At 58.6% G+C, this 22,365-nt stretch carries 21 protein-coding genes and 2 pseudogenes; 12 read left to right on the forward strand and 11 right to left on the reverse strand.

The genetic code is table 11. The features are described 5' to 3' along the window. Positions 1 to 3 precede the first annotated feature (3 nt). Positions 4 to 1,650 (forward strand): acyl-CoA synthetase, encoded by a 1,647-nt coding sequence (locus ROSMUC_RS04605; protein WP_037270148.1) that lies wholly within the window; start codon positions 4 to 6, stop codon positions 1,648 to 1,650. Here ROSMUC_RS04605 and ROSMUC_RS04610 read toward each other — a convergent pair. The 8 genes from ROSMUC_RS04610 to ROSMUC_RS21725 all read right to left on the reverse strand — a co-directional run bounded on the left by ROSMUC_RS04610 (position 1,647) and on the right by ROSMUC_RS21725 (position 9,253). Next, positions 1,647 to 2,498, reverse strand: a complete 852-nt coding sequence (locus ROSMUC_RS04610; RefSeq protein WP_037270149.1) for an ATP-binding cassette domain-containing protein — start codon at positions 2,496 to 2,498, stop codon at positions 1,647 to 1,649. The two genes, ROSMUC_RS04605 and ROSMUC_RS04610, sit on opposite strands and share 4 nt — an antisense overlap. Then, complete coding sequence (locus tag ROSMUC_RS04615; RefSeq protein WP_052115258.1) at positions 2,495 to 3,334, reverse strand: ABC transporter ATP-binding protein; 840 nt, start codon at positions 3,332 to 3,334, stop codon at positions 2,495 to 2,497. The genes ROSMUC_RS04610 and ROSMUC_RS04615 overlap by 4 nt, the downstream gene beginning before the upstream one ends. Positions 3,335 to 3,338: 4 nt before the next feature. After that, positions 3,339 to 4,256, reverse strand: coding sequence for an ABC transporter permease subunit (locus tag ROSMUC_RS04620; protein WP_037270150.1), 918 nt, complete (start codon positions 4,254 to 4,256; stop codon positions 3,339 to 3,341). After that, positions 4,253 to 5,260: an ABC transporter permease subunit gene (locus ROSMUC_RS04625; protein WP_037270151.1), complete on the reverse strand. Its 1,008-nt coding sequence runs from the start codon at positions 5,258 to 5,260 to the stop codon at positions 4,253 to 4,255. Before ROSMUC_RS04625 ends, ROSMUC_RS04620 begins: the two co-directional genes overlap by 4 nt. Positions 5,261 to 5,331: 71 nt before the next feature. Further along, on the reverse strand, positions 5,332 to 6,876 hold the full coding sequence (locus tag ROSMUC_RS04630; protein ID WP_102105877.1) for an ABC transporter substrate-binding protein: 1,545 nt from the start codon (positions 6,874 to 6,876) through the stop codon (positions 5,332 to 5,334). A 127-nt stretch (positions 6,877 to 7,003) separates the two neighbouring features. Further along, positions 7,004 to 7,627 (reverse strand): helix-turn-helix domain-containing protein, encoded by a 624-nt coding sequence (locus ROSMUC_RS04635; protein ID WP_037270153.1) that lies wholly within the window; start codon positions 7,625 to 7,627, stop codon positions 7,004 to 7,006. Positions 7,628 to 7,773: 146 nt separating this feature from the next. Continuing rightward, positions 7,774 to 8,889 (reverse strand): M24 family metallopeptidase, encoded by a 1,116-nt coding sequence (locus ROSMUC_RS04640; RefSeq protein WP_037270154.1) that lies wholly within the window; start codon positions 8,887 to 8,889, stop codon positions 7,774 to 7,776. A gap of 202 nt (positions 8,890 to 9,091) precedes the next feature. Next, positions 9,092 to 9,253 (reverse strand): hypothetical protein, encoded by a 162-nt coding sequence (locus tag ROSMUC_RS21725; protein ID WP_425442765.1) that lies wholly within the window; start codon positions 9,251 to 9,253, stop codon positions 9,092 to 9,094. 137 nt (positions 9,254 to 9,390) lie between these two features. Here ROSMUC_RS21725 and ROSMUC_RS04655 point away from each other — a divergent pair, with 137 nt between their 5' ends. From ROSMUC_RS04655 to ROSMUC_RS04670, 4 genes are all read left to right on the forward strand, one after another. Further along, the gene (locus ROSMUC_RS04655; protein WP_146005668.1) at positions 9,391 to 9,753 is read left to right on the forward strand and encodes a hypothetical protein; all 363 of its coding nucleotides are present in this window, start codon (positions 9,391 to 9,393) and stop codon (positions 9,751 to 9,753) included. 73 nt (positions 9,754 to 9,826) lie between these two features. Beyond that, the gene (locus ROSMUC_RS04660; RefSeq protein WP_037270156.1) at positions 9,827 to 10,924 is read left to right on the forward strand and encodes an ABC transporter substrate-binding protein; all 1,098 of its coding nucleotides are present in this window, start codon (positions 9,827 to 9,829) and stop codon (positions 10,922 to 10,924) included. Continuing rightward, the gene (locus tag ROSMUC_RS04665; protein ID WP_037270157.1) at positions 10,921 to 11,976 is read left to right on the forward strand and encodes a FecCD family ABC transporter permease; all 1,056 of its coding nucleotides are present in this window, start codon (positions 10,921 to 10,923) and stop codon (positions 11,974 to 11,976) included. The genes ROSMUC_RS04660 and ROSMUC_RS04665 overlap by 4 nt, the downstream gene beginning before the upstream one ends. Beyond that, positions 11,973 to 12,734 (forward strand): ABC transporter ATP-binding protein, encoded by a 762-nt coding sequence (locus ROSMUC_RS04670; protein ID WP_037270158.1) that lies wholly within the window; start codon positions 11,973 to 11,975, stop codon positions 12,732 to 12,734. The genes ROSMUC_RS04665 and ROSMUC_RS04670 overlap by 4 nt, the downstream gene beginning before the upstream one ends. 604 nt (positions 12,735 to 13,338) lie before the next feature. On the opposite strand, the gene ROSMUC_RS04675 is transcribed toward ROSMUC_RS04670, so the two are convergent. After that, entirely contained in the window at positions 13,339 to 14,247 is a 909-nt protein-coding gene (locus tag ROSMUC_RS04675) for a LysR family transcriptional regulator (RefSeq protein WP_245875111.1), read from the reverse strand. Between the two features lie 166 nt (positions 14,248 to 14,413). Here ROSMUC_RS04675 and cuyA point away from each other — a divergent pair, with 166 nt between their 5' ends. From cuyA to ROSMUC_RS04700, 5 genes are read left to right on the forward strand one after another with little or no spacing between them, the layout of a single operon-like run. Further along, positions 14,414 to 15,436 (forward strand): D-cysteate sulfo-lyase, encoded by a 1,023-nt coding sequence (cuyA, locus tag ROSMUC_RS04680; protein WP_075571713.1) that lies wholly within the window; start codon positions 14,414 to 14,416, stop codon positions 15,434 to 15,436. A 29-nt stretch (positions 15,437 to 15,465) separates the two neighbouring features. Then, entirely contained in the window at positions 15,466 to 16,341 is an 876-nt protein-coding gene (locus ROSMUC_RS04685) for an amino acid ABC transporter substrate-binding protein (protein WP_037270161.1), read from the forward strand. 58 nt (positions 16,342 to 16,399) lie between these two features. Further along, complete coding sequence (locus ROSMUC_RS04690) at positions 16,400 to 17,119, forward strand: amino acid ABC transporter permease (protein WP_037270162.1); 720 nt, start codon at positions 16,400 to 16,402, stop codon at positions 17,117 to 17,119. A gap of 1 nt (position 17,120) precedes the next feature. Beyond that, positions 17,121 to 17,777 carry an amino acid ABC transporter permease gene (locus ROSMUC_RS04695; RefSeq protein WP_037270163.1) on the forward strand — a complete coding sequence of 219 codons (657 nt, stop codon included), beginning with the start codon at positions 17,121 to 17,123 and terminating at the stop codon, positions 17,775 to 17,777. Continuing rightward, positions 17,774 to 18,505 carry an amino acid ABC transporter ATP-binding protein gene (locus ROSMUC_RS04700; RefSeq protein WP_037270164.1) on the forward strand — a complete coding sequence of 244 codons (732 nt, stop codon included), beginning with the start codon at positions 17,774 to 17,776 and terminating at the stop codon, positions 18,503 to 18,505. The genes ROSMUC_RS04695 and ROSMUC_RS04700 overlap by 4 nt, the downstream gene beginning before the upstream one ends. Before the next feature lie 164 nt (positions 18,506 to 18,669). Here ROSMUC_RS04700 and ROSMUC_RS21275 read toward each other — a convergent pair. Both ROSMUC_RS21275 and ROSMUC_RS21730 read right to left on the reverse strand, forming a co-directional pair. Continuing rightward, a pseudogene (locus ROSMUC_RS21275) lies at positions 18,670 to 19,077 on the reverse strand (integrase core domain-containing protein); the annotation flags it as partial. A 128-nt stretch (positions 19,078 to 19,205) separates the two neighbouring features. Further along, positions 19,206 to 20,245, reverse strand: a pseudogene (locus ROSMUC_RS21730) (LacI family DNA-binding transcriptional regulator). Positions 20,246 to 20,355: 110 nt separating this feature from the next. Here ROSMUC_RS21730 and ROSMUC_RS04720 point away from each other — a divergent pair. Both ROSMUC_RS04720 and ROSMUC_RS04725 read left to right on the forward strand, forming a co-directional pair. Continuing rightward, positions 20,356 to 21,876, forward strand: a complete 1,521-nt coding sequence (locus tag ROSMUC_RS04720) for a tripartite tricarboxylate transporter permease (RefSeq protein ID WP_037270166.1) — start codon at positions 20,356 to 20,358, stop codon at positions 21,874 to 21,876. After that, positions 21,873 to 22,328, forward strand: a complete 456-nt coding sequence (locus ROSMUC_RS04725) for a tripartite tricarboxylate transporter TctB family protein (protein ID WP_037270167.1) — start codon at positions 21,873 to 21,875, stop codon at positions 22,326 to 22,328. The genes ROSMUC_RS04720 and ROSMUC_RS04725 overlap by 4 nt, the downstream gene beginning before the upstream one ends. The last annotated feature ends 37 nt before the right edge of the window (positions 22,329 to 22,365 follow it).

The raw sequence follows: 22,365 nt of genomic DNA on the forward strand, positions 1-22,365 counted from the left end.
GACATGAGCACGAACCCCTACAACACGGATCTTGATCGCAACCCCGCGAACCATCAGCCGCTGACGCCGCTGACGTTCCTGGAACGCGCGGCGACGGTTTTCCCGGATCACATCGCAATTGTGCATGGCTCCCTGCGCCGCAGCTATGCCGAGTTCTACAGGCGCTCGCGCCAGCTCGGCTCGGCGCTGAGCGCGCGGGGGATCGGGCGCGGAGATACCGTGTCGGTCATGCTGGCAAACACGCCCGCAATGCTGGAATGTCATTACGGCGTGCCGATGTGCGGCGCGGTGCTGCATTCGATCAACACGCGGCTAGACGCGGGCATCATCGCGTTTCAACTCGATCACGCCATGTCTCGGGCGGTGATCGTGGACCGCGAATTCATGCCCCTGATGCAAGAGGCGCTGTCGCTCGCAACGGCCACCCCGCTCCTTATCCAATATGATGATCCGGAGTTCGCGGGGCCGGGCATCGCGACCGAGGCAGAAGACTACGATGCCTTCTTGTCGGCTGGCGATCCGGCCTATGACTGGCTGATGCCAGAGGATGAATGGGACGCGATTTCGATCAATTACACCTCGGGCACCACAGGCGACCCCAAGGGCGTGGTCTCGCATCACCGGGGTGCGTATCTCTTGGCACAGGGCAATGCGCTGACCACCTCCATGGCCAAACATGCGGTCTATCTGTGGACCCTGCCGATGTTTCATTGCAACGGCTGGTGTTTCCCTTGGACGCTCTCGGCCATCATCGGCACGCATGTCTGCCTGCGTCAGGTGCGCGCCGAACCGATCTGGGAGGCGCTCGCACAAGAGCGCGTGACGCATCTTTGTGGCGCGCCGATTGTCATGTCTCTTATGATTTCCGCCCCACAGAGCGTCAAACGGGCGCTTGATCACAGGGTCCAATTCTTCACCGCCGCGGCACCGCCCCCGGAAAAGCTCTTGGCCGACATGAAGGAGGCAGGGTTCGACGTGACCCATCTCTACGGGTTGACCGAGACCTATGGCCCGGCGGTCGTCAATGACTGGCACGACGGTTGGTCTACCCTGTCCTCTGCGGAACAAGCAAAGCTCAAGGCGCGCCAGGGTGTGCGATATCTGGCGCTCGAGGGTCTCGACGTGCTGGACCCCGATACCATGGCCCCGGTGCCCCGCGACGGCGTGACCATGGGCGAGGTGATGTTTCGCGGCAATGTCGTGATGAAGGGCTATTTCCGCAACCCGAAAGCCACGCAAGAGGCCTTTGCCGGGGGCTGGTTCCATTCCGGAGATTTGGGCGTGCGGCACCCGGACGGATACATTCAACTCAAGGACCGCTCCAAGGATGTGATCATCTCGGGCGGCGAGAATATATCCTCTATCGAGGTGGAGGAGGCGCTCTATCGTCACCCGTCTGTGGCTGTGACGGCCGTGGTCGCCTTGCCGCATGAGAAATGGGGCGAAACCCCTTGCGCCTTTGTCGAACTGGCCGAGGGGCAGGCGGCAGATTCGGAAACCCTGCGGGCCTGGTGCCGCGACCATCTGGCGCCCTACAAGGTGCCGGGACGCTTCGTGTTTACCACCATTCCCCGCACCTCGACGGGCAAAATCCAGAAGTTCCTGCTGCGCACACGCGCAAGGGAATTAGCGGAGCCCGAAGTGGTCTAACCTGCCCGTGCCGCCTTGCGGCGTTCAACCCGCGCGCGGATAGCCGCGACATCGGTTACCGGTGTCGCGGCAAAGAGCGCACGGGTATAGGGGTGTTGCGGATCGGCAAAAAGCGCCTCACGGCTGCCCTGCTCGACCGCCTCACCCTTGGAGATCACCATCACCTCATCGGCAATATAGCGCACCACCGAAAGATCGTGGCTGACAAACACATAGGTCAGGTCGAACTCGTCTTGCAGATCGGCCAAGAGGTTGAGCACCTGCGCCTGAACCGAGAGATCGAGCGCCGAAACCGGCTCATCCAGCACAAGCAGCGAGGGGTTGAGCATCAGCGCGCGGGCAATCGCGATGCGCTGTCGCTGACCACCCGAGAACATATGCGGGTAGCGGTTGAAATGCTCGGGCTGCAAGCCGACCTTCTTGATCATCGCCTCGGCCCGGTCTCGCCGTTCCGAGGCGGGCATATCGGTGTTGATCACCAGGGGTTCCATCAGCACATTGCCGATCTTCTGGCGGGGATTGAGGCTTCCGTAGGGGTTTTGAAACACCATCTGCACCTTGGAGCGCAGGGCCGGGCCGGGGCGTTTGCGGGCAATATCAACGGGGTGATCATCAATCCGCAATTCTCCGCCCGAAGGCGCGTCAATCAGCGCGATAATGCGCGCGAGGGTGGATTTACCGGAACCGCTCTCACCAACGATGGCAAGGGTCTTGCCCTTATCGACAGCAAAGTCGATGCCGTTGAGCGCGCGCACCTTGCCTGCGCGGGCAAAGAGACTGCCGGGCACCGCGTAATCCTGCACAATACCGCGACCTTCAACAACGGGGGCGAGGGACGTTGCGGTCATCGGGCGACCTCCTGCGAGAAGAAGTCTGAAACGGTGGGCAGGCGATCACCTGTTGCGTGCTCTGGCAAGGCCGAGAGCAACGCGCGAGTATAAGGGCTCTGGGGGGCTTCAAAGAGCGAGAGCACGTCGGCCTCCTCCATCTTTTTTCCCTGATATTGCACCACAACCCGGTCGGCTGTTTCGGCCACCACGCCCATATCATGGGTGATCAGGATCAGCGCCATGCCGAAGTCCTCTTGTAGTTTCATCAACAGATCTAGGATCTGTTTCTGGATGGTCACGTCGAGGGCCGTTGTCGGCTCATCCGCGATCAAAAGGCGCGGGTTCGAGGCGATGGCGATGGCGATCATCACCCGCTGGCACTGTCCGCCTGACATCTGATGCGGATAGGCGTCAATCTTGGTTTCAGGATCGGGAATGCCCACGGCACGAAACAGGTCGAGCGCGCGGGTACGTGCCTCGTGCCGTGAGAGCCCAAGGTTGAGGCGCAGCACCTCTTCAATCTGGAACCCCACGGTAAAGGACGGGTTGAGCGACGCCACAGGTTCCTGAAAGATCATGGTGATCTCGCGGCCAATGAGATGGCGCCGTTCCGTGGCGGACAGGTCAGAGATGTCGCGCCCGTCATAGGTCATCTCGTCAGCGGTAATTGTAGCTGTATCAGGCAAAAGGCCCATGACCGCCAGCATCGACACCGATTTGCCAGAGCCGCTCTCGCCCACGATGGCCAGAACCTCGCCCCGGTCGACATGCACGTCGATCCCGTCTACGGCGGTAAAGCTGCCGGTGGCGGTGGCGAATTTGACCGTCAGGTTCTTGATGTTCAGAAGCGCCATTTCATCAACTCCGCTTCAGCTTGGGATCGAGCGCGTCGCGTAGCCCGTCGCCCATCAAGTTGATCGCCAACACCGAAATCAGGATGGCGAGACCGGGAAAGGTGACCACCCACCAAGCGCGCAGGATGAATTCCCGCGCCTCGGCCAACATGGTGCCCCATTCCGGCGAGGGTGGCTGCGCTCCCATTCCCAGAAATCCCAAAGCGGCGGAATCGAGCACTGCCGAGGAAAACGACAATGTGGCCTGCACGATCAGCGGCCCAAGACAATTGGGCAGGATGGTCTTGAACATCAGGCGCAGATTCCCCGCCCCCGCCACACGGGCAGCGGTGACATATTCGCGCTTCATCTCGGACATGACGGCCGCACGGGTCAGACGGGCAAAATGGGGCTGATAGACAATCGCGATGGCAATCATCGCATTGGTCAGCCCAGGTCCCAGCACCGCCACCAACACAAGTGCCAAAAGGAGCGAGGGAAAGGCCAAGATCACATCCATCATCCGCATGATGACATTGTCGATCCAGCCGCCAAAGAACCCCGCCAACAGCCCGATGATGATCCCCCCCACAAGCGCGATGGAAACCACGACAATGCCGATAAAGAGCGAGTATTGCGCACCAAAGATCAGGCGCGAGAGCATGTCGCGCCCGACCGCATCGGTCCCCAGCAGAAATTGCGCATTGCCACCTTCGGCCCAGACGGGAGGCACAAGCAAGGCTTCGCGGTACTGCGTGGTCGGGTCATGGGGGGCGATAATTCCGGCAAAGATCGCTGTTAGTACCAGCAGCACAAAGACCACCAGGCCGATCACAGCGCCCCGGTTCTGGCTGAAGTAGAACCAGAATTCAGCCAGCATGCGACGACGGATCGCAGCATCGGATAGCTTCACCGGGGCGGCAAGGTTGGATGTCTCGCTCATTTCACACGAATCCTCGGGTTGATGAGGCCATAAGTCAGATCGACCAGCAGGTTGACGATCATAACGAGCGCCGCGATGAGCAGGAGGCCGGATTGCACCACCGGATAATCCCGGCGCGAGATGGAATCGATCATCCATTTGCCTATGCCGGGCCAGGAAAAGATCGTCTCGGTCAGAATGGCACCGGCCATCAGCACCCCGATTTGCAGACCGATGGTGGTGACCACCGGCACCATCGCATTGCGCAGCGCGTGGATGCCGATGACGCGGTATTGTGGCATGCCCTTGGCGCGAGCGGTGCGGACATAATCCTCGCCCATGACCTCAAGCATGGCAGAGCGGGTCTGACGGGCGATGACCGCAAGCGGAATCGTGGCCAGCACCAGCGACGGCAAGATGAGATGGCTCAGCGCCGAGGTGAACGCCCCCTTCTGCCCCGAAAGCAGGCTGTCGATCAGCATGAAGCCGGTGACATTTGGGAAATAGTACAGCAGGCTGATACGCCCCGACACCGGCGTCCAGCCGAGAATGCCTGAGAAAAAGATGATGAGCAGCAGCCCCCACCAGAAAATCGGCATGGAAAAGCCGACAAGGGCAAGCGTCATGGAAATCTGGTCGAACCAGCTCCCGCGCTTGATGGCGGCAAATACGCCCACGGTAACGCCAATCACAGTGGCGATGATGATGGCGCAAAGACCCAGTTCGACAGTCGCGGGAAAGAGGGTCAGGAACTCGTCCAGCACAGGTTTCTTGGTCACGAGCGAATTGCCCATGTCCCCCTGCAAGAGCCGCCCGAGGAAATCGAAATACTGGAGCACGATGGGTTGATCATAGCCCAGTTGCGCGCTGAGTTCCGCATGCCGTTCGGGGGTCACACCCCGCTCGCCCGCCATCAAGAGCACCGGATCGCCGGGCAGGATGCGCACAAAGCTGAAGGCGATGATGGTGATCCCGATAAAGGTCGGGATAAGGTAAAGAAACTTGGACAAGATGAATCGGATCATGCGCCGCTTTCCTTTGAAAACGCGCGAGGGCTGTGCCCCCGCGCGTCCGGTTTCAGATCAGACTGATCCGTTCATTCGGCAATGTCGACAGTCTCGAAGGTGAAGTCGCCCAAGGGGCTCATCACAAAGCCCGACACCTTGTTCGACATCGGCACATATTGGGTCGAATGCGCGATGGTGAACCACGGGGCCTGGTCCTTGAAGATCACCTGCGCCTGTTCATAGAGCGCGGTCCGTTCTGCCGGATCGGCAGTGATCTTGGCATCCTTCAGCAGCTTGGAAAAATCTTCGTTGCACCAAAACGCGCGGTTGGCACCGCCAGGCCCGGCGGAATCGCAGGACAAGAGCACCGACAGGAAGTTGTCGGGATCGCCATTGTCCCCGGTCCAGCCCAGCATCACCGCGCCGTCGCGGCCGGGTTCCATCGACTTTTGCAGATATTCGCCCCACTCATAGGACACGATCTCGACCTTGACGCCGACCTTGGACAGGTCCTCTTGCATCAACTCGGCAGAACGGCGGGCATTGGGCATATACGGGCGCTGCACCGGCATGGCCCAGATTTTCATCGAGAGGTCGGTCACGCCCTCTTCCTCAAGCATCTTCTTGGAGGCTTCGGGATCATAGGGATCGTCGACGATCGACTCGTTATAGGACCACATGGTCGGCGGGATCGGGTTCTTGGCCGGGGCGGCCGCCCCCTGAAAAACGGCATCCACGATGGCATTCTTGTTGATCGCCATGTTCAGCGCCTTGCGGACGCGCGCGTTGTCAAACGGCGCGACTGTGGTGTTATAGGCCAGATAACCCACGTTCAGACCGGCCTGCTCATCCAGTTTGAGGTTGGGATCGGCTTTGATGGTCTCGATATCCGCCGGGGCCGGATAGGGCATCAGGTGGCATTCACCAGCCTTGAGCTTTTGCAGACGCACGGCAGCGTCCGGGGTGATGGCAAAGACCAGATCGTCAATGATCGCGCCTTCTCCCCAATAGTCGGCGTTCTTCGTGTAGCGGATCACCGCGTCCTTTTGATAGGCCACGAACTTGAACGGGCCGGTGCCAATGGGCAGGTTGTTCAGATCTTCCTTGGTCCCTGCGGCATCGAGCGCATCGGCATATTCCTTGGACACGATCGAGGCAAAGGGCATCGCGATATTGGCGAGGAAAGGCGCTTCGGGCTGGTTCAAGGTGAACTTGACCGTATAGTCGTCGATCTTCTCGATGGATTTGATCAGGTCAGGCATCGCCATGGAGGTGTAATACTCGTAGGTCACACCGGCGATATACTGATGCCAGGGATGGTCGGCAGATCCCTGACGCTCGTAGGAAAAGATAACGTCATCGGCGTTGAAGTCACGGGTGGGCGTGAACTTGTCATTCGAGTGCCACTTGACGCCCTCGCGCAGATGGAAGGTGTATTCGGTTCCGTCCTCGGACACGTCCCAACCAGTCGCAAGGCCGGGCACGACCTCGGTCGTGCCTTTCTTGAACTCGGTCAGGCGGTTGTAGATCGGATGCGCCGAGGCATCGAACGTGCCGCCTGCGGTAAAGGGCGCAGGATCAAACCCCTCTGGCGAGGCTTCGGAGCAATAGACAAAGGTTTTGGCCTCGGACATCGTGGCGGTCAGCGCCAGTGCAGAAGCGCAGAGCAGTAGGTGTTTCACGTAAGGTCTCCTTGTTGGATTTGGTAGAGAATGCGCCGGTTGTCCCGGCTGGTGCCCGAGCCGCATACCGCGATGCCGATCAGGGGATGTCTGGTTTTGATGTGTCCGTGCCGGTGCGCGGCACATAAGATGAAGGGGTTGCGCCATGCAGCATCTTGCCGGTCCAGAGCAGACGCGCCCGAGTGTCGCTGGCGTTGGACCAGGAGTGCGGATGCTGGCCCAGATAATGCATGCTGTCCCCGGCACAGAGCAGAAATTGCTGCCCGTTGACCACTTGCAAAATCTCGCCCTCGAGCACAAAGATCAGCTCTTCACCGGAATGTTGCACGGTCTCGGACTCATACCCAGGCGGCACATTGAGAATGAACGACGTCAGTTCATGCCCGGGAAATTCCGCGCCGATCTGTTCATAGATGATCGAGGTGCCGGAAATCGAGAACTGCGGGCGCGTGGCTGCGCGGGTCACGCTATCCGCCTGTCTCGGCGTGGCGATGAAATGGTCGATGCCGACATCCAGCGCCGCCGCAATTTCTGCCAGCGTGCCCAGAGTGGGCACGGCATTGTCGCGTTCGATCTGGCTGAGATAGCTCACAGATACTCCACATCCGTTGCTGAGATCCTGCAAGGTCATCGACAAGAGTTGCCTGCGTTTTCTTATGCGACGCCCCAGGGCGAGTGGCGCGCCGGCAGGTGTATTGGTCATCGGCGTCCTTGGGTCAGAAGGCGTTTCTTGATGCTCACCTCAGACGAAATGTAAAAGCATTGCAACAAAAATTTTTCCATCTAGAAAAGTTTTTGCCACCGAATCGGACCTATGACGCTCCGCACCCAGAGGAGGATGCTGAAGCGTCATCCAATCACTGGACGCACAATCAGATCACGCGGCATATCCGAAAAAACCTCAGCCCCACCGGACCGCAGGATCACGATTTCCTCAAGCCGGAGCCCAAAACGGCCATCGAGGTAAATGCCCGGTTCGATGGAAAAGACATTGCCAACTGACAGCGGCGTTTCAGAGGTTGCAGTGATGTACGGCGGTTCGTGAATGTCGATACCAAGCCCGTGGCCCGTGCGGTGCAAAAAGCGGTCGCCATAGCCTGCAGCGGTGATCACATCACGCGCCGCCTTGTCGACATCACGCGCCAATGCTCCGGGATGCGCCGCGTCGAGCGCGGCCCGTACAGCCTGATCCACCACCGTGAAAACCTCGGTGTAGGTGGTGTCCGGCGCACCAAAAAATCCGCATCGCGTCATGTCAGACGGATACCCATTCAGCCGGCAGCCGGTATCGAGCAGTACGGGCATGTCGCGCTCCAGCCGCGTCGCTCCGGGCGTATGGTGCGGAAACGCCCCAGAGGGGCCAAAACAGACAGAACAAAACTCCAACGTCGCGCCGTGTGCCCCGTAAAATTCCTGAATGACTTGCACCAAGTCGCGCTCGGTCATGCCAATGCGGAGCGCGTCAAATGCGGCCTCAACCGCCCGATCATTGAGCAGATGTGCCGCTTTGATTGCGTCAAATTCCGCGGCGTCTTTGCAGGCACGTAGCGCACCAACTGTATCGTCGGTAAACCGTCGGTTCGGGGCCTGAAGATGGTCCAGCAGCAACAGTGAGAAATCCGTACGCATGGTTTCATCGAGCACAACCGAGAGGCCAGGACGGTTTGCATTACAGGCGCTCAGAATGTCTTGCAGAGCCGCATGCGGACCTTCGTCATCCCTCCACATATGAAATGGCAAATCGGTGGACTGCCGCGCTGAGGCGGCATTGAGCGAAGGCATGAGAAACCCGGCATAATCGCGTGTGATCAACAGCATTACGGGCCGCTCGTCGCCATGCGGATGCACGTCCGAGAGCCACGCCATATGGCTCGACGGCCCAAGGACCACAAGATCGGAGCCGGTCACCTCCATACGAGCGCGTAGGTTTGCGAGGCGGGACTGGGCGAGGGGAAAGGCGGTCATGACGGCTCCTGCCAATTAGAGGCACCGATCGACAGGCGGACTCGCAGACACCATGCCCGGAGAATCGTCGCGGCTTGCCTTGACCATAGAAGACAATTTCAGGCCTCACACCCGTCTTCTGGCGGCGATCACTGAAGGCAGGCGCGCAGCCTGTCTATACAAACTTCCATCAGCAGAACAATCATAAAGCTCGCGAGGATGATCATCGAAGCATTGCGATATTGAAAGAGGCGAAACGCGACCTTGAGATCCTGCCCGATCCCCCCGCATCGACCTGCCCCAACGGCATCGCCAACTGCGCCGGGGCCAGCCGCACCGCGCCTACTCCGCGCATGGGCGTGAGAAAGCGGCCCTTTTCCAGCACTCTGTAATAAAGGCAGAAGCCCTGCCCATCCCAATGCGGGAGCTTCAGCTTGTCACCCCGCTCCGGACTTGAGCCGTCCTCCTGTTTTGGATTTGCGTCTTGATAATGGTATGGTAGTCAACAGCATGGTGAAGACGATGTTCGTAGTGCTTTTCAAGGCCGCGATGGTCTGGATGGTGGCGATCAGCCTCTTGGCGATAGGTTTTGCCCACCGCCCGATCCCAAATGCCGCGCAGATTGGTCAGGCGGTGTATTTGGCCGAATTCGGCCCGACTGCGGTTGATCTCTGCGCGGAGTCGGGCGACGAGGATAGTGGACTGGTCATGGGCGACTGCCCTGCCTGTCACTTGGCGGGGTCAATACTGCTTCTGGAACCCTTCCTGAGCTTCATCGACATTGAACTGCGCGCTACCGCAGCCATCCTTGTCCCGGCACATATGCATGGTCTTGGTCGGACCACCAACCCTGCAACACCGGTCCGTGCACCCCCTCTGGCTTGATCGCCAAAACTTTTCGCCGATCAAGTCAACTTGCTGCGCCTTTGATGCGCCAGCATTACCCGAGGGTAATAGTATGAGATTCCTGTTCAAACTCCTTGGTCTTGGCGCGCTTGCCTTGACCACCGCCTTGCCCGCTTGGGCCGAAATCACCCTGACCGACCTCAAGGGCCGAACGGTCACTTTGGCCGATACTCCTGATCGGATTCTGCTCGGCTTTTATTATGAAGACTTCATTGCGATCACAGGTCCGGGCGGCATCGACAAGGTCGTTGCGATCTCCCGCACGCCTTGGGCGGAATGGCGCCCCATGCAGTGGGAGGCTTATAAGGCAGTCTATCCGCAGATCGATGCACTTCCCGACGTCGGTGACACTGAAAGCAGCACTTTTAGCGTGGAAGCCGCCATCGCAGCCAAACCGGATGTCGCGATTTTGGCAGGTTGGCAGTTTGATGCCCTTGGTGAGGGCATTGCACAGCTGGAGGCCGCAGGAATTCCTGTTGTCGTGGTGGATTATAACGCCCAGACACTGGAGGCGCATCTGGCCTCAACCAGAGTAATTGGCTCGCTGATGGGCACTGAAGATCGGGCCGAGGCCTTGGCCAGACACTACGAAAGCATGATCACCGATACGATCGCAAGGGTCACCGCCGCAGGCGGCGCGCCGAAGAAGGTCTATGTCGAACTGGCCAGAAAAGGCCCTGCCGAGGTTGGTAACTCCTATGGCAAAGGTATGTGGGCGGGCGTGATTGATCTGGTCGGCGGGGCGAACATCGCGAAAGGTCGGATTGAAAACTGGGGTCCGCTGGCACCTGAATTCGTTCTGGCCGAGCAGCCCGAAGTCATCCTTCTTGCCGGGTCGGAATGGATGAACGCCCCCGAGGCTGTGCGGATAGGCTTCGGGGCTGATGCAGCCGCGGCGCAGCAAAGTATGGCAGCGTATTTGACACGTCCAGGCTGGGCAGAACTTCCGGCTGCGAAATCGGGCGAGGTTCATGCGATCTACCACGGCGGCGCAAGGTCCTTGTCGGACTTCGTCTTTGCCCGTTATCTGGGCAAGGTCTTGCACCCGGAAGCTTTCGTCGATGTGAGCCCGCAGGCCGAGCTTGCCGCCTATTATGCAAAATGGCTGCCCATCCCACTTGATGGGATCTTCGTGCAAAAACTGCAATGACGGATGCCGTAACGACCTCTGGCGGGCTTTATGCCCGCCAGATCAAGGCGCGCATGACGGCACTTCTCGGGGCTGCCATATTGCTTTGCGCCCTGCTTGCAGCCGACTTGGTCACGGGACCATCGGGCATGTCGCTGGCCGATCTGAACAAGGCCCTTTGGGCAGGCCCCGCAGGTGAAGATCGCGGCGCCGCTGCCATCCTGTGGCAAATACGCTTACCACAAAGCATCATGGCAGCGCTGGTCGGCGCTTCGCTTGGTCTGGCCGGATTGATGATGCAAACCATCCTGAACAATCCCCTTGCCAGCCCATTCACCCTTGGGTTTTCCGCTGCCGCCGGTTTCGGTGCAGCCCTTTCGATCCTGGTCGGCGGGCTGTTGGGGTTGCCGCAATGGCTGCAAACCCCGATTGCCGCATTTGTCATGACCCTTGCCGCCGCCATGCTGATTTACCTTGTTGCACGTGTCAAAGGAGCCGCACCGGAGGTGTTGGTGTTGGCAGGCATTGCAGTCTTGTTCTTCTTTCAATCGCTGCAGTCGCTTGCGCAGTTCATGGCTTCGCCAGAGGTCTTGCAACAGATTGTCTTCTGGCTGTTCGGCAGCCTGTTGAAGGCCAGTTGGACCTCGGTTCAAGTGTGCGGCACAATCTTGCTGGTGTGCCTGCCGCTGGTTCTGCGCGATGCTTGGAACCTGACCTCGCTCCGTATGGGCGACGACAACGCTGCCAGCCTTGGGCTGGACGTCAACCGCTTTCGGAGACGGAGCTTTCTGTTGGTCGCTGCGCTGACCGCAGGGGCTGTCTGTTTCACCGGCACCATTGGTTTTGTCGGACTGATCGCCCCCCACATCGCGCGTGCGGTCGTCGGCGAAGATCACCGCTTTGCCTTGCCGACCGCCGCGCTAATGGGAGCGATCATCCTAGTTGCGGCGTCTGTTGTCGGCAAGCTGATCTCGCCCGGTGCGATCATTCCTGTAGGCATCATCACCGCCATTGCAGGTGTTCCGATGTTGATGGCTGTGATCCTGACGCTCAAACCAGCGGGGACGAGATGACCCTAAGTGCCAACCTGCCTGCCGCATTCAAGGGGCGCACCCAAATCCTGCATCCATTGCAAATTGAAGTCCCCGCAGGCCAAGTGCTCGGAGTGATCGGCCCGAACGGTGCTGGAAAATCCACTCTTCTGCGTAGTCTTGCCGGTATCGAGAAACTGCACGCGCATTGGAACGGTGTGACGCTACCCCGAGACCAGATCGGTTACATGCCGCAAGCCTTTCAGACGAACGTGCGTCTGTCGGTGTTGGAGGCCGTTCTTCTCGGCAAGCGCGAAGCCCTTGGCTGGCGCGTTGCCCCGGCAGATCTGGACGCGGCGGCAAGGGTATTGTCAGAGCTTGGGTTGTCCCATCTGGAAGACCGTAACGTGGACCGGCTTTCCGGCGGCCAGCAACAAATGATCTGCGTGGCGCAACGTCTTCTCCGCGCACCCCGTCTCTTGATTTTAGACGAGCCGACATCGGCGCTCGACCTGCACCACCAACTGGTGATCTTGCGGCATCTCAAGACCGATACACAGAACAGGCAAGCAGCCACCATCATGGCATTACATGACCTGACACTAGCGGGCCGGTTTTGTGATCAACTTCTGGTGCTGAAGAATGGCAAGGTTGTCGCTTTCGGCCCGAAACATGATGTCCTCTCGGAACAGCGCGTCGCCGAATGCTGGAACGTGTCGGTCGAGGTGATGCAAGCGCGGGACGGGTGTCCTGTGATCGTACCTCACGAACATGGTTTGGCGGTAGGAAAGCGAACATGACGAACGTCAACTCTGGGCAACCCCAGAGTAATACAGGACGACGTCGCAATCGCTTGGTTTGATGAGTTCCTCTCTGTCCGTTGGACAGTATCTGGGGGTGACTCAAGCTACTCTTTGCACCTTCTGGCGAGGTTGCGGCGCATTTTTCTAAGCCAGTAGACCACTTCAAGTGGCCTGCCACCAAGGGCTGAGTGTGGCCGTTGGAGGGTATAGAAAGCCATCCGTTTTGTGATGCGTACCTTTGTTTTCAACCCGGCCTCCTAGGCGTGCAGGTAGACGCATTCGCATTTCAGGGTCCGTCAGAGCCGCTCGATGAAGATGTTTTCGAAGAACCCGCCGGTCCCATCCATCGAGATGCGAACACTGGATCGGTACAGCCTGTCTGTACAGGCGAAGGACGTGAACTGGCTGCCCCATCCGTATTCATGTTCTCAGCCGGACCACTGGCCTTTTGTATTGCCTCGTTCTGCACTCCGACACAGATTTCGACCTCCAGCGTGTTCGATTCCCGCGACATTGCCCCGCACTTTGCGGCACTCTCTTATGCGACATCAACTCGCCTGTAGATGCGCCGGAAATATCCGGCCCAGAAGCTGCTCTGGCTTTATGTCCCAAAAACGCTTTTTCGCAGGCCACAAAGTTGCATGGAGACTGAGTCGGTTGGTCGAGCAAAGAGCGATATGCGCAGGGGCAAGGTTTCAGTATCCCCATTACACACGAGCAAGGCACCGCTTTGGACTTCGCTATAGACAAGGCTCATCGGTAACCAAGCCAGAGCAAAACCCATCAAGACTATTTCCTTGATGCCGACGGTAAAGGCGCTCTCGGCAAAGATTGCACCCGTATGGCTGGAATAGGAGGTGCTTGCCCCGGCGAGCATTTCGGCGAAAAAGGTCCCGGGGGGATAGCGGATCATCGGTGTATCTGGCGGAGCGACCCCCTTGGGGCTTAAGGCAAAGCGCAGTGGTCCGCCAACCACTGGGACAAGCCTGTCCCGGCCCCAAGTCGCACGGACAATACTGTCATCGAAGGGCATCGGAGCACCGCCATCGCGCTCATAGCACATCAGCAGCGAGGCCTCGCCGCTCAGGAACAACGAGATGCAATCATTATGGTTCGCGGCTCTGAGGCGAAAATCGACACCTTGGTGCTCTGCGCGCGCACCGGCTGCGAAATCGGGAAAGATCGAAACGATCAGTGAATGCTGTGCCGCGACCGTCACGGTAGATCTGCCGGGTTCATATCCGGCGATGCGCTGGCGAAATGCCTGAATGTGGCCCGCCAAGGCCTGAAGCTCGGTTGTGTTTTCGGACAGGGCCGGTTCGATGTCCACGCGATTGGCGGCACGCTTGACGATCGGACGACCCAGCCAGTGTTCGAAGCTTTGAATACGTCGTGAAAAGGCCGGTTGCGTGATGTTCCGGCGCTGTGCGGCACGGCTCATATTGCCTTCTTCCAGAAGCACAAGAACGTCGTCGAAGATGCTTAGGTCCATTAACTCTCCTTTACCCATACCCTTAGTATGAGCACCCTAAGAGAATAGCATTTTCCAATGGTATTAAAGGGAGTTTAGCCTTGGCTTTACATTGGGTGAGGGATTTATGGACAAAGAAGGCGTTTCGGCGACGGTTCAGCGAAGCCAGCAGCGCGTTTGGCCTTCTGTCGCGCGCAGAAAGGACCTGGCAAGCGCGCTTGCGGCCTTTCCCAGAGTGCGTCTTGGGCATTTCCCGACACCACTAGAACCCATGGACCGTCTGACCGAGCATCTGGGCGGACCCCGCTTTTGGGTAAAGCGCGATGATTGCACAGGCTTGTCCTCAGGCGGCAACAAGACCCGCAAGCTCGAGTTCCTGATGGCAGACGCATTGGGAGAGGGTGCGGATACGATCATTACCCAAGGCACCACCCAATCCAATCACGCCCGCCAGACAGCAGCTGCGGCGGCACGACTGGGCATGGCCTGCCATATCCTACTCGAAGATCCGACCGGCTATGCCGACCCAGAATACACGCTGAACGGAAATGTGTTTCTTGACCGGCTTCATGGCGCAACAGTGGCCATGCGGAGGAGCGGCGCCGACATGGCGTCAGAGATGGAGCTTCTGGCGGTAGAACTTCGCGCCGCCGGCCGGAAGCCTTATGTCATTCCGGGAGGAGGCTCGAACAGCACCGGTGCTCTTGGTTACGTGAATTGCGCCTTGGAACTTTGCGAACAGTCCGCGACCATGGGGTTGAAGATCGATGCATTGATCCATGCCACGGGCAGCGCTGGCACCCAAGCGGGCTTGGTGGCCGGCCTTGCGGCGCTGGAAAGTGACATCCAGCTTCTCGGAATTGGCGTTCGGGCCCCTCAGGACAAGCAGGAAAGCATGGTCTTTGAGCTTGCGAAACGCACCGGTGCGCGCATCGGCTATGGAGAGGCCATCCGTCGTGAAGATGTAAGGGCCAACTGCGATTACGTGGGTGCGGGATATGGTATTCCCACGCAAGGCATGGTCGAAAGCGTCAGGCTTTTAGCAGAGCTTGAAGGTCTGCTGTTCGATCCGGTCTATTCCGGCAAAGGGCTTGACGGTCTGATTGATCTGACCCGAAGGGGCGCCTTTGGCGACATGCATAATGTCGTATTTCTGCATACCGGCGGATCTGACGCGCTCTTGGGATACCCCGAGGCGTTTGATCTACCGGGCCACCAGATAAACTAACCATCAACGAAAAGAGGGAGAACTTGACCATGGACTTTAAACTTGCCCGCCGCCTGCTTGCTGTCGCGGCTTTGACAACAGGGCTGGCACCTGCCGCTATCTGGGCCCAAGACCTGACGGGAACGCTCGCCAAGATCAATGACAGCGGGGAAATCGTGATCGGCCACCGCGAAAGCTCGGTACCGTTTTCTTATCTGAATGATCAACAGCAGCCCGAGGGCTATTCCATCGACCTCTGCATGAAGGTGGTCGAGGAAGTGGAAAAGACGCTCGGCAAGGACATCGAAGTCCGCTATGTGCCCGTCAACCCCAAGACCCGTATCGCGCTGATGGCAAACGGCACAATTGATCTGGAATGTGGATCCACAACCAACAATTTGACGCGCCAGCAGCAGGTTGAATATTTGCCCGTGACCTTCGTAACCGGGACCAAGATCCTGACCCGAAAAGGTTCAGGCATCACGTCGGTTGCCGATCTCGACGGTAAAGCAATCGCGCTTGCACAGGGCACAACCAACGAGCGCGCTGTCAAAGCGGCGGTAGAGGCCCTGGGGCTAGAGGTGAAGATCCTGCCGGTACGCGACCATGCCGAAGGCATGCTCTCGCTTGAGACTGACCGCGTTGATGCCTACTCCACAGACCACATTCTGCTGTTCGGTTTGATTGCCAAGTCCAAGACACCGGATGAATTTGCCGTTGTCGGTGATTTTTTGTCCTTCGACCCCTACGCGCTGATGGTCCGTCGTGACGACAGTGCCTTTGAACTTGTGGGCAAGACCGCGCTTGCCAACGTGTTCCGCTCGGGCGAGATCAACGAGATCTATTCAAAGTGGTTCGACCCGATGGGCGTGCCTGCCGACCCGCTCCTGCAGGCCGCATTCCAGCTTGGAGCCCTGCCTGAGTAAAGGATCTGCGGCCCGCTCGTGACCGGGCGGGCCGCGCAATTTCGGGGGACCGGCCAAGATGAATTATAACTGGAACTGGAGCGTTCTTTGGGAACCGGAATATTTCGGCTGGCTCCTGAGTGGCCTTGGCTGGACCGTGTCGGTAGCACTCTGCGCTTGGGTGATCGCTTTGGTCGTGGGATCGCTGGTGGGCGTGGGCCGAACCCTGCCCAACAAAGTGGTCAGCACACTCTGCACCGCCTATGTCGAACTGTTCCGAAACGTGCCGCTGCTGGTGCAAATGTTCATCTGGTATTTCGCCGTCCCCGAGATGTTGCCCGAGGATGCCGGGCGCTGGATGAAGCGCGAGATGCCGCAACCCGAGTTTGTCACGGCAGTTGTGGCCTTGGGCCTCTATACCGCAAGCCGCGTGGCAGAACAGGTGCGTGCCGGGATTGAGGCGGTGCCATCTGGTCTCAAATCAGCGGCTACCGCACAGGGTATGGGCGTGGCACAGGTCTACCGATACGTTCTTTTGCCGATTTCTTTCCGCCTGATCGTGCCGCCAATGACATCGGAATTTCTGACTGTCTTCAAGAACTCGTCGCTCGCGCTTACCATCGGGCTGCTTGAATTGACGGCGCAGAGCCAGCAGATCGCGGAATACACATTCCAGAGTTTCGAAGCTTATACGGCCGCCACCGTCATCTACGTGTTCATCGCCCTCTGCGCCACAATCGTCATGACCGTCCTCGAACGCTACACGCGCATTCCGGGCTACGTTGGCAAGGGGAACTGAGATGGGCGATTTTGATTTTGGCGTCATCCTGAACAACCTGCCGTTCCTCTGGCAGGGTTTGCAACTCAGCTTATGGCTCACCTTTCTTGCGGTGTTGGGCGGTATCGCTTTAGGCACGTTGCTCGCGCTGGCGCGGCTCTCGGGGATCAGACCGCTGGCGATATTCGCTGCGGCCTATGTGAACCTGATCCGGTCCGTGCCCTTGATCCTCGTGATTTTCTGGTTCTACTTCCTTGTACCTCTGGCAGTCGGTCGGCCGATCGGCGGCTTCTATTCAGCGCTTATCGCCTTTGTCATGTTCGAGGCCGCCTATTATTCAGAGATCATGCGGGCCGGCATTCAGAGCGTTAGGACGGGTCAGGTGCACGCAGGTCAGGCCACAGGCCTAGGCTACTGGCAGATTCAGCGCTATATCGTGCTGCCGCAGGCATTCCGAAACATGATCCCAATCCTTGTAACACAAGGAATCATCCTGTTTCAGGATACCTCATTGGTCTTTGTCGTATCGCTGCGCGACCTGATGACCGCCTCTTCCATCGTGGCCCGGACCGAGGGCCGCCTCGTTGAAATGTATCTCTTTGCCGCGCTCGTTTACTTCGTGATCTGTTTTTCAGGTTCGCTGTTCGTGCGTCGGCTTCAAGCGCGGATGACGACATGATCGAAATGAAGAATGTGAGCAAGTGGTACGGGGACTTTAAGGTTCTCACCGATTGCACGACAAGAGTTGCAAAGGGCGAGGTCGTGGTGGTCTGCGGACCCTCTGGCTCGGGAAAATCCACCCTTATCAAATGTGTAAACGGGCTTGAGCCAGTTCAGGAGGGGCGGATCGTCGTGGATGGTGCCGAAGTGACAGGCAGCGGCACAAAACTGACCAAGCTGCGCGCCAAGATCGGCATGGTGTTTCAGCATTTCGAACTTTATCCCCACATGAGCGTGCGCGATAATCTATGCCTTGCGCAGGAAAAGGTGTTGGGACGGACGCGCAAGGAGGCGGAGGAGAGATCCGAGACGCTCTTGACACGCGTGGGAATGATTGACCACGTCGCCAAATATCCCGGTCAGTTGTCGGGCGGTCAGCAGCAGCGCGTCGCCATTGCACGGGCTCTTGCCATGGATCCGATTGCGATGCTCTTTGATGAACCGACTTCAGCGCTTGATCCCGAGATGATCAAGGAAGTTCTGGACGTTATGGTGGGACTGGCCCGTGACGACGGCATGACCATGATGGTGGTCACTCATGAGATGGGCTTTGCGCGCAAGGTCGCAGACCGTGTCGTATTCATGGATGCGGGGGCCATCGTCGAGGATCGTCCAACGCAAGAGTTCTTCGATGAGCCGGAAAGTGAGCGTGCCAAGGATTTTCTCTCAAAGATTCTGCAACATTGAGAACGCGGCGATACCGCCTTTCCGTATCCGACCTCGGAAGAGAGCAAAGGAGCGGGGGAATGTGTCGACGACTGTCAGGATGCCTATGTTGTCCGTAACCGAATGATTTGGAGAAGGCGGTGTGATTTTGGTCTGGAGGACTCCGGTTGTGTTGGTTGATGGTATGCTGCTTGGCGCTGATGGATCAAGCGGCAGTTCTGAATGGTCTGTGCCTTGATCTTCTCCCTTTCTGCCAGGATTGCGGGACCGCGCCCGAAGTAAGCATCGGCAGGTGTCAGATTGCCGAGGCTTTCGTGATATCGGCCGTGGTTGTATTGCTCGATGAAGGCGGTTATCGCCGCTTCGAGTTTGCCCTCCAGGGAGTGATTTTCGAGCGGGATGCGTTTCTTTAGGGTCTGGTGCCAGTGCTCGATCTTGCCTTACGTCTGGGGATGGTTGGGGGCTCCGCGCATGTAAGCCATGCCATTCTTCTCGAGATATCTGGCGAGATCGCCCGCGATGTAACAGAGGCCGTTTTCACTGAGCCGCTGCGGCTTGTGCAGCACCGTGACGCTGTCATATCCTGATGCGGCCTGCCTCTACCCGCTTCGTCAGACACAAACAACTTGGCGATACCCACCGCCATTGACCGCGCACCGGGTGGTGCAGCGATCGGGTTCAATCGAGGTTGCTGGCCGATGACCTGCGTGGATTTTGCATTTCAGTCGCCGACCGCGTGAACCGCGCGCGATGTGCCGCGCAGGATACATTCCAACGGACAGCGGACGCGAAAATGATCATCGCTTGCACCTGTGATCAGGTCGGTGAAGCGCTCGCCAGCAATCTCTCCAATAGTACGGGCGGGTATACGGATAGTGGTCAGGCCCGGCTCCATCTCGCTTGACCCTTTGAAATCCCCGATGCCAATCACCGAAATATCCTCAGGGACGCGCAGGCCGCAGCTTTGCGCACCATAGATTACACCTTGGGCAATCACATCATTGCCGCACAAGAGCGCAGACGGACGATGCGCCCGGCGCAAGAGATCCTGTGCCACCTGTTTGGCCTGCGCAATGCTATAGGGGGCCTCCCATTGCCAATCCGCGATCAAGGGAATGCCCGCTGCCAACAATCGCTCCCGCGCCCCCCAGAGGCGGGCACTTGCCCGATCATTGCCTTCCGGACGTGGAAAGACCAGCCCGATATCGCGATGCCCAAGCTCAAGCAGATGATCGGCGGCGATGCGCCCCGCCTCGCGATTGTCCGCCCCTACACAGGGCAGCAACGAGTCGGGAGCATAGTTCCAGAGCGCCAGTCGTCGGGCGTCCCCTGCTGCTCCAATAGCCGAAGGCTGGCGTCCGCGTGTTCCAACCCAACCAACGCAATGCCATCCACCCGATGCTCCATCAGCTTGCGCATCATCGCATATTCGCGGTCGAGGTCATAGGAATGCGACGCGATGAGCAGGGTAAAACCGGCCCGGTCGATGGAATCGGAAAAGGACTGGATCACTTCGGCAAAGATCGCATGGTCAATGGTTGGCACGATCAGACCGATGGTGGCGTTACGCCGTCCATGCATCGACTGCGCGGCGCGATTGCGGATGTACCCCAGCTTTTCGACCGCGCGGGTAATGCGTTTACGAGTGGCCGGGCTGACCAGACCGGGGTGGTTGAAACTGCGCGACACCGTCGAAGGTGAGACCCGCGCGGCCTTTGCCACAGCCACAATATCGACCTTTTCATTAATTTTGTCAGACACTTAAACCACCATTTCATGGATTTTATGAAAACATTTGCATTACTATTTTCATCACTTACCGTTAGACTTCAACCGGCGTTGTTGCCCGGAGTCGCAACGGGAGGGGCGCGTTGGAATTCCTTTACTACTTTGGAGAGGTCTTTACGCCGATGGCTTTCATGCTGCTTGTGGGCGGCACCATTGGCGGGCTGATCCTTGGGGCAACCCCTGGCCTCTCGCCGACAATGGCGGTGGCGCTGCTCATTCCGTTCACCTTTCGGCTTGAAGCTGCGCATGGCCTTATTCTGTTGGGGGCGGCCTATACCTCGACCGTGGCAGGTGGCGCAGTCAGTGCGATTCTGCTCAAGATACCCGGGGCACCTGCCAATATAGCAACCACGCTGGACGGCCATACGATGGCCACGCAGGGACGTGGCGCGGAAGCATTGCAACTTTCCTTTCTGTCCTCGGCAGCGGGGGGCGTCTTTGGCGTTCTGCTGTTGATATTTCTCACGCCGATACTGGCAAAATGGGCGCTGGCCTTTGGTCCCTCGCATCTCTTTTGGCTGGCCATTCTCGGTGTGACGGTAATCGGAACCTTAGATACCAATTCCGTGGTCAAGGGGCTGCTCTCGGGCTGCATGGGGATGTGGCTGGCCACCATTGGGTTTGACGACATCATGGGCGCGCAACGCTTTATCGTGCATCCGTCGCTGGCGGGGGGGATCAGCATCGTGCCTGCCTTGATTGGCCTTTTTGCAATCCCGCAAGTGCTCGCGATGTTCGCGCGCGGACGTCAGCCGGTGGGCAGCGATGTAATCGCAGTGCAAAAACACCCCATCGGCAAGGCGATGCGCGAGATGACCCGTCGCTGGCGTGCGCTCGGCATTGGCACAGCCATTGGTTCCATCATCGGCCTCATTCCGGGCATCGGGGGACAGATTGCGGGGCTCGTCGCCTATGATCAGGCCAAGAAATTCAGTTCCGAGCGCCAGAAATTCGGCAAAGGCCATTCCGAGGGCGTGATTGCAGCCGAAAGCGCCAACAACGCCATGGTAGGCCCGTCACTGGTGCCGCTCCTTACGCTTTCAGTGCCCGGCAGCCCGACGGCGGCGGTTCTCCTGGGCGGCCTGCTGATCCACGGAATCTTTCCAGGGAGCGACCTTTTTGACAACCACCCGGATGTCGCTTGGACCTTCATCAACTCGATGCTGATCGGGCAGGTGTTGATGTGCATCTTTGGCCTTTACGTCGCGGGCCTTGCCGCGCGCGTGGCACAGGTGCCGCAATATGTGATGGCTGCGGTGGTTCTAGGGCTGGCTGTATTTGGCTCGTACTCTGTCCAGAACTCGATGGGCGATGTCTATGTGATGGCCGCATTGGGCATCGGCATGTTCTTTCTGGAACGGTTCGGCTTTACCGCCGCTCCGCTTGTACTGGGTCTTATCCTTGGACCGATCGCCGAGGCCAATTTTACCCAAGGGTCGATGATCGCCGACGCCACCGATGGGCGGTTCAGCTATTTCTTTGGCGGCACTCTGAATATCGTGCTGATCCTTATCGTGATCGCCTCTGTCGCCTATTCAGCCTGGATGGAGGTTCTGCAACGTCGTCAGGATCGGGCCGATCAGGCCAATGAGGCCAAAGCATGAGACAGTGGCAGCATATCATCCCATCCGGCGCCATTGCCGCACTTGGCCTTTGGGTCTGCTATGTCAGCTTTACCCAGAAACCGACGCAGGCTTTTCTATTTCCCCGGCTGATTTCCAGCGTCTTTGTCGTACTGGCACTCTGGACCTTTGGCCGGGCGCTCTTGGGCCTTTCTCGTGCCGGCACCGGGATCGGCAGAACGATGTTTCTCAATATTCTGCCAGGCCTGCTGGTGGCGGCTGTCTATATCTTCTGGGCGGCAGAGGCGCTCGGGTTCTATAGCGGCAGCGCCCTCGCCTTTTTCACGCTGCTCAGCCTCTACGATCCTGCGTCCCACGGCGAGGTCAAAAGTTGGGTCCGCCGGATCGTGATCACGGCCGGGTTCATCCTCGTGATGTATCTGCTCTTTGCCAAGCTGCTCAGCGTTTTCACACCGCGTGGCCTGTTTTTTTAAAACTGCCGGAACAATCCGGACATTCAAAAACCAAGGG

This window comes from Roseovarius mucosus DSM 17069 (assembly GCF_000768555.3).
Taxonomy (GTDB): Bacteria; Pseudomonadota; Alphaproteobacteria; order Rhodobacterales; family Rhodobacteraceae; genus Roseovarius; species Roseovarius mucosus.

Excerpts from the sequence above, each read along its gene's own strand:
- ROSMUC_RS04675 (WP_245875111.1), bottom strand. The coding sequence starts at position 14,247 with ATGGGTAAAGGAGAGTTAATGGACCTAAGCATCTTCGACGACGTTCTT.
- ROSMUC_RS04690 (WP_037270162.1), top strand. The coding sequence starts at position 16,400 with ATGAATTATAACTGGAACTGGAGCGTTCTTTGGGAACCGGAATATTTC.
- ROSMUC_RS04615 (WP_052115258.1), bottom strand. The coding sequence starts at position 3,334 with ATGGCGCTTCTGAACATCAAGAACCTGACGGTCAAATTCGCCACCGCC.
- ROSMUC_RS04685 (WP_037270161.1), top strand. The coding sequence starts at position 15,466 with ATGGACTTTAAACTTGCCCGCCGCCTGCTTGCTGTCGCGGCTTTGACA.
- ROSMUC_RS04620 (WP_037270150.1), bottom strand. The coding sequence starts at position 4,256 with ATGAGCGAGACATCCAACCTTGCCGCCCCGGTGAAGCTATCCGATGCT.
- ROSMUC_RS04635 (WP_037270153.1), bottom strand. The coding sequence starts at position 7,627 with ATGACCAATACACCTGCCGGCGCGCCACTCGCCCTGGGGCGTCGCATA.
- ROSMUC_RS04700 (WP_037270164.1), top strand. The coding sequence starts at position 17,774 with ATGATCGAAATGAAGAATGTGAGCAAGTGGTACGGGGACTTTAAGGTT.
- ROSMUC_RS04630 (WP_102105877.1), bottom strand. The coding sequence starts at position 6,876 with ATGTCCGAGGCCAAAACCTTTGTCTATTGCTCCGAAGCCTCGCCAGAG.
- ROSMUC_RS04605 (WP_037270148.1), top strand. The coding sequence starts at position 4 with ATGAGCACGAACCCCTACAACACGGATCTTGATCGCAACCCCGCGAAC.
- ROSMUC_RS04725 (WP_037270167.1), top strand. The coding sequence starts at position 21,873 with ATGAGACAGTGGCAGCATATCATCCCATCCGGCGCCATTGCCGCACTT.
- ROSMUC_RS04610 (WP_037270149.1), bottom strand. The coding sequence starts at position 2,498 with ATGACCGCAACGTCCCTCGCCCCCGTTGTTGAAGGTCGCGGTATTGTG.
- ROSMUC_RS04670 (WP_037270158.1), top strand. The coding sequence starts at position 11,973 with ATGACCCTAAGTGCCAACCTGCCTGCCGCATTCAAGGGGCGCACCCAA.
- ROSMUC_RS04665 (WP_037270157.1), top strand. The coding sequence starts at position 10,921 with ATGACGGATGCCGTAACGACCTCTGGCGGGCTTTATGCCCGCCAGATC.
- ROSMUC_RS04655 (WP_146005668.1), top strand. The coding sequence starts at position 9,391 with ATGTTCGTAGTGCTTTTCAAGGCCGCGATGGTCTGGATGGTGGCGATC.
- ROSMUC_RS04640 (WP_037270154.1), bottom strand. The coding sequence starts at position 8,889 with ATGACCGCCTTTCCCCTCGCCCAGTCCCGCCTCGCAAACCTACGCGCT.
- ROSMUC_RS04695 (WP_037270163.1), top strand. The coding sequence starts at position 17,121 with ATGGGCGATTTTGATTTTGGCGTCATCCTGAACAACCTGCCGTTCCTC.
- ROSMUC_RS04660 (WP_037270156.1), top strand. The coding sequence starts at position 9,827 with ATGAGATTCCTGTTCAAACTCCTTGGTCTTGGCGCGCTTGCCTTGACC.
- ROSMUC_RS04625 (WP_037270151.1), bottom strand. The coding sequence starts at position 5,260 with ATGATCCGATTCATCTTGTCCAAGTTTCTTTACCTTATCCCGACCTTT.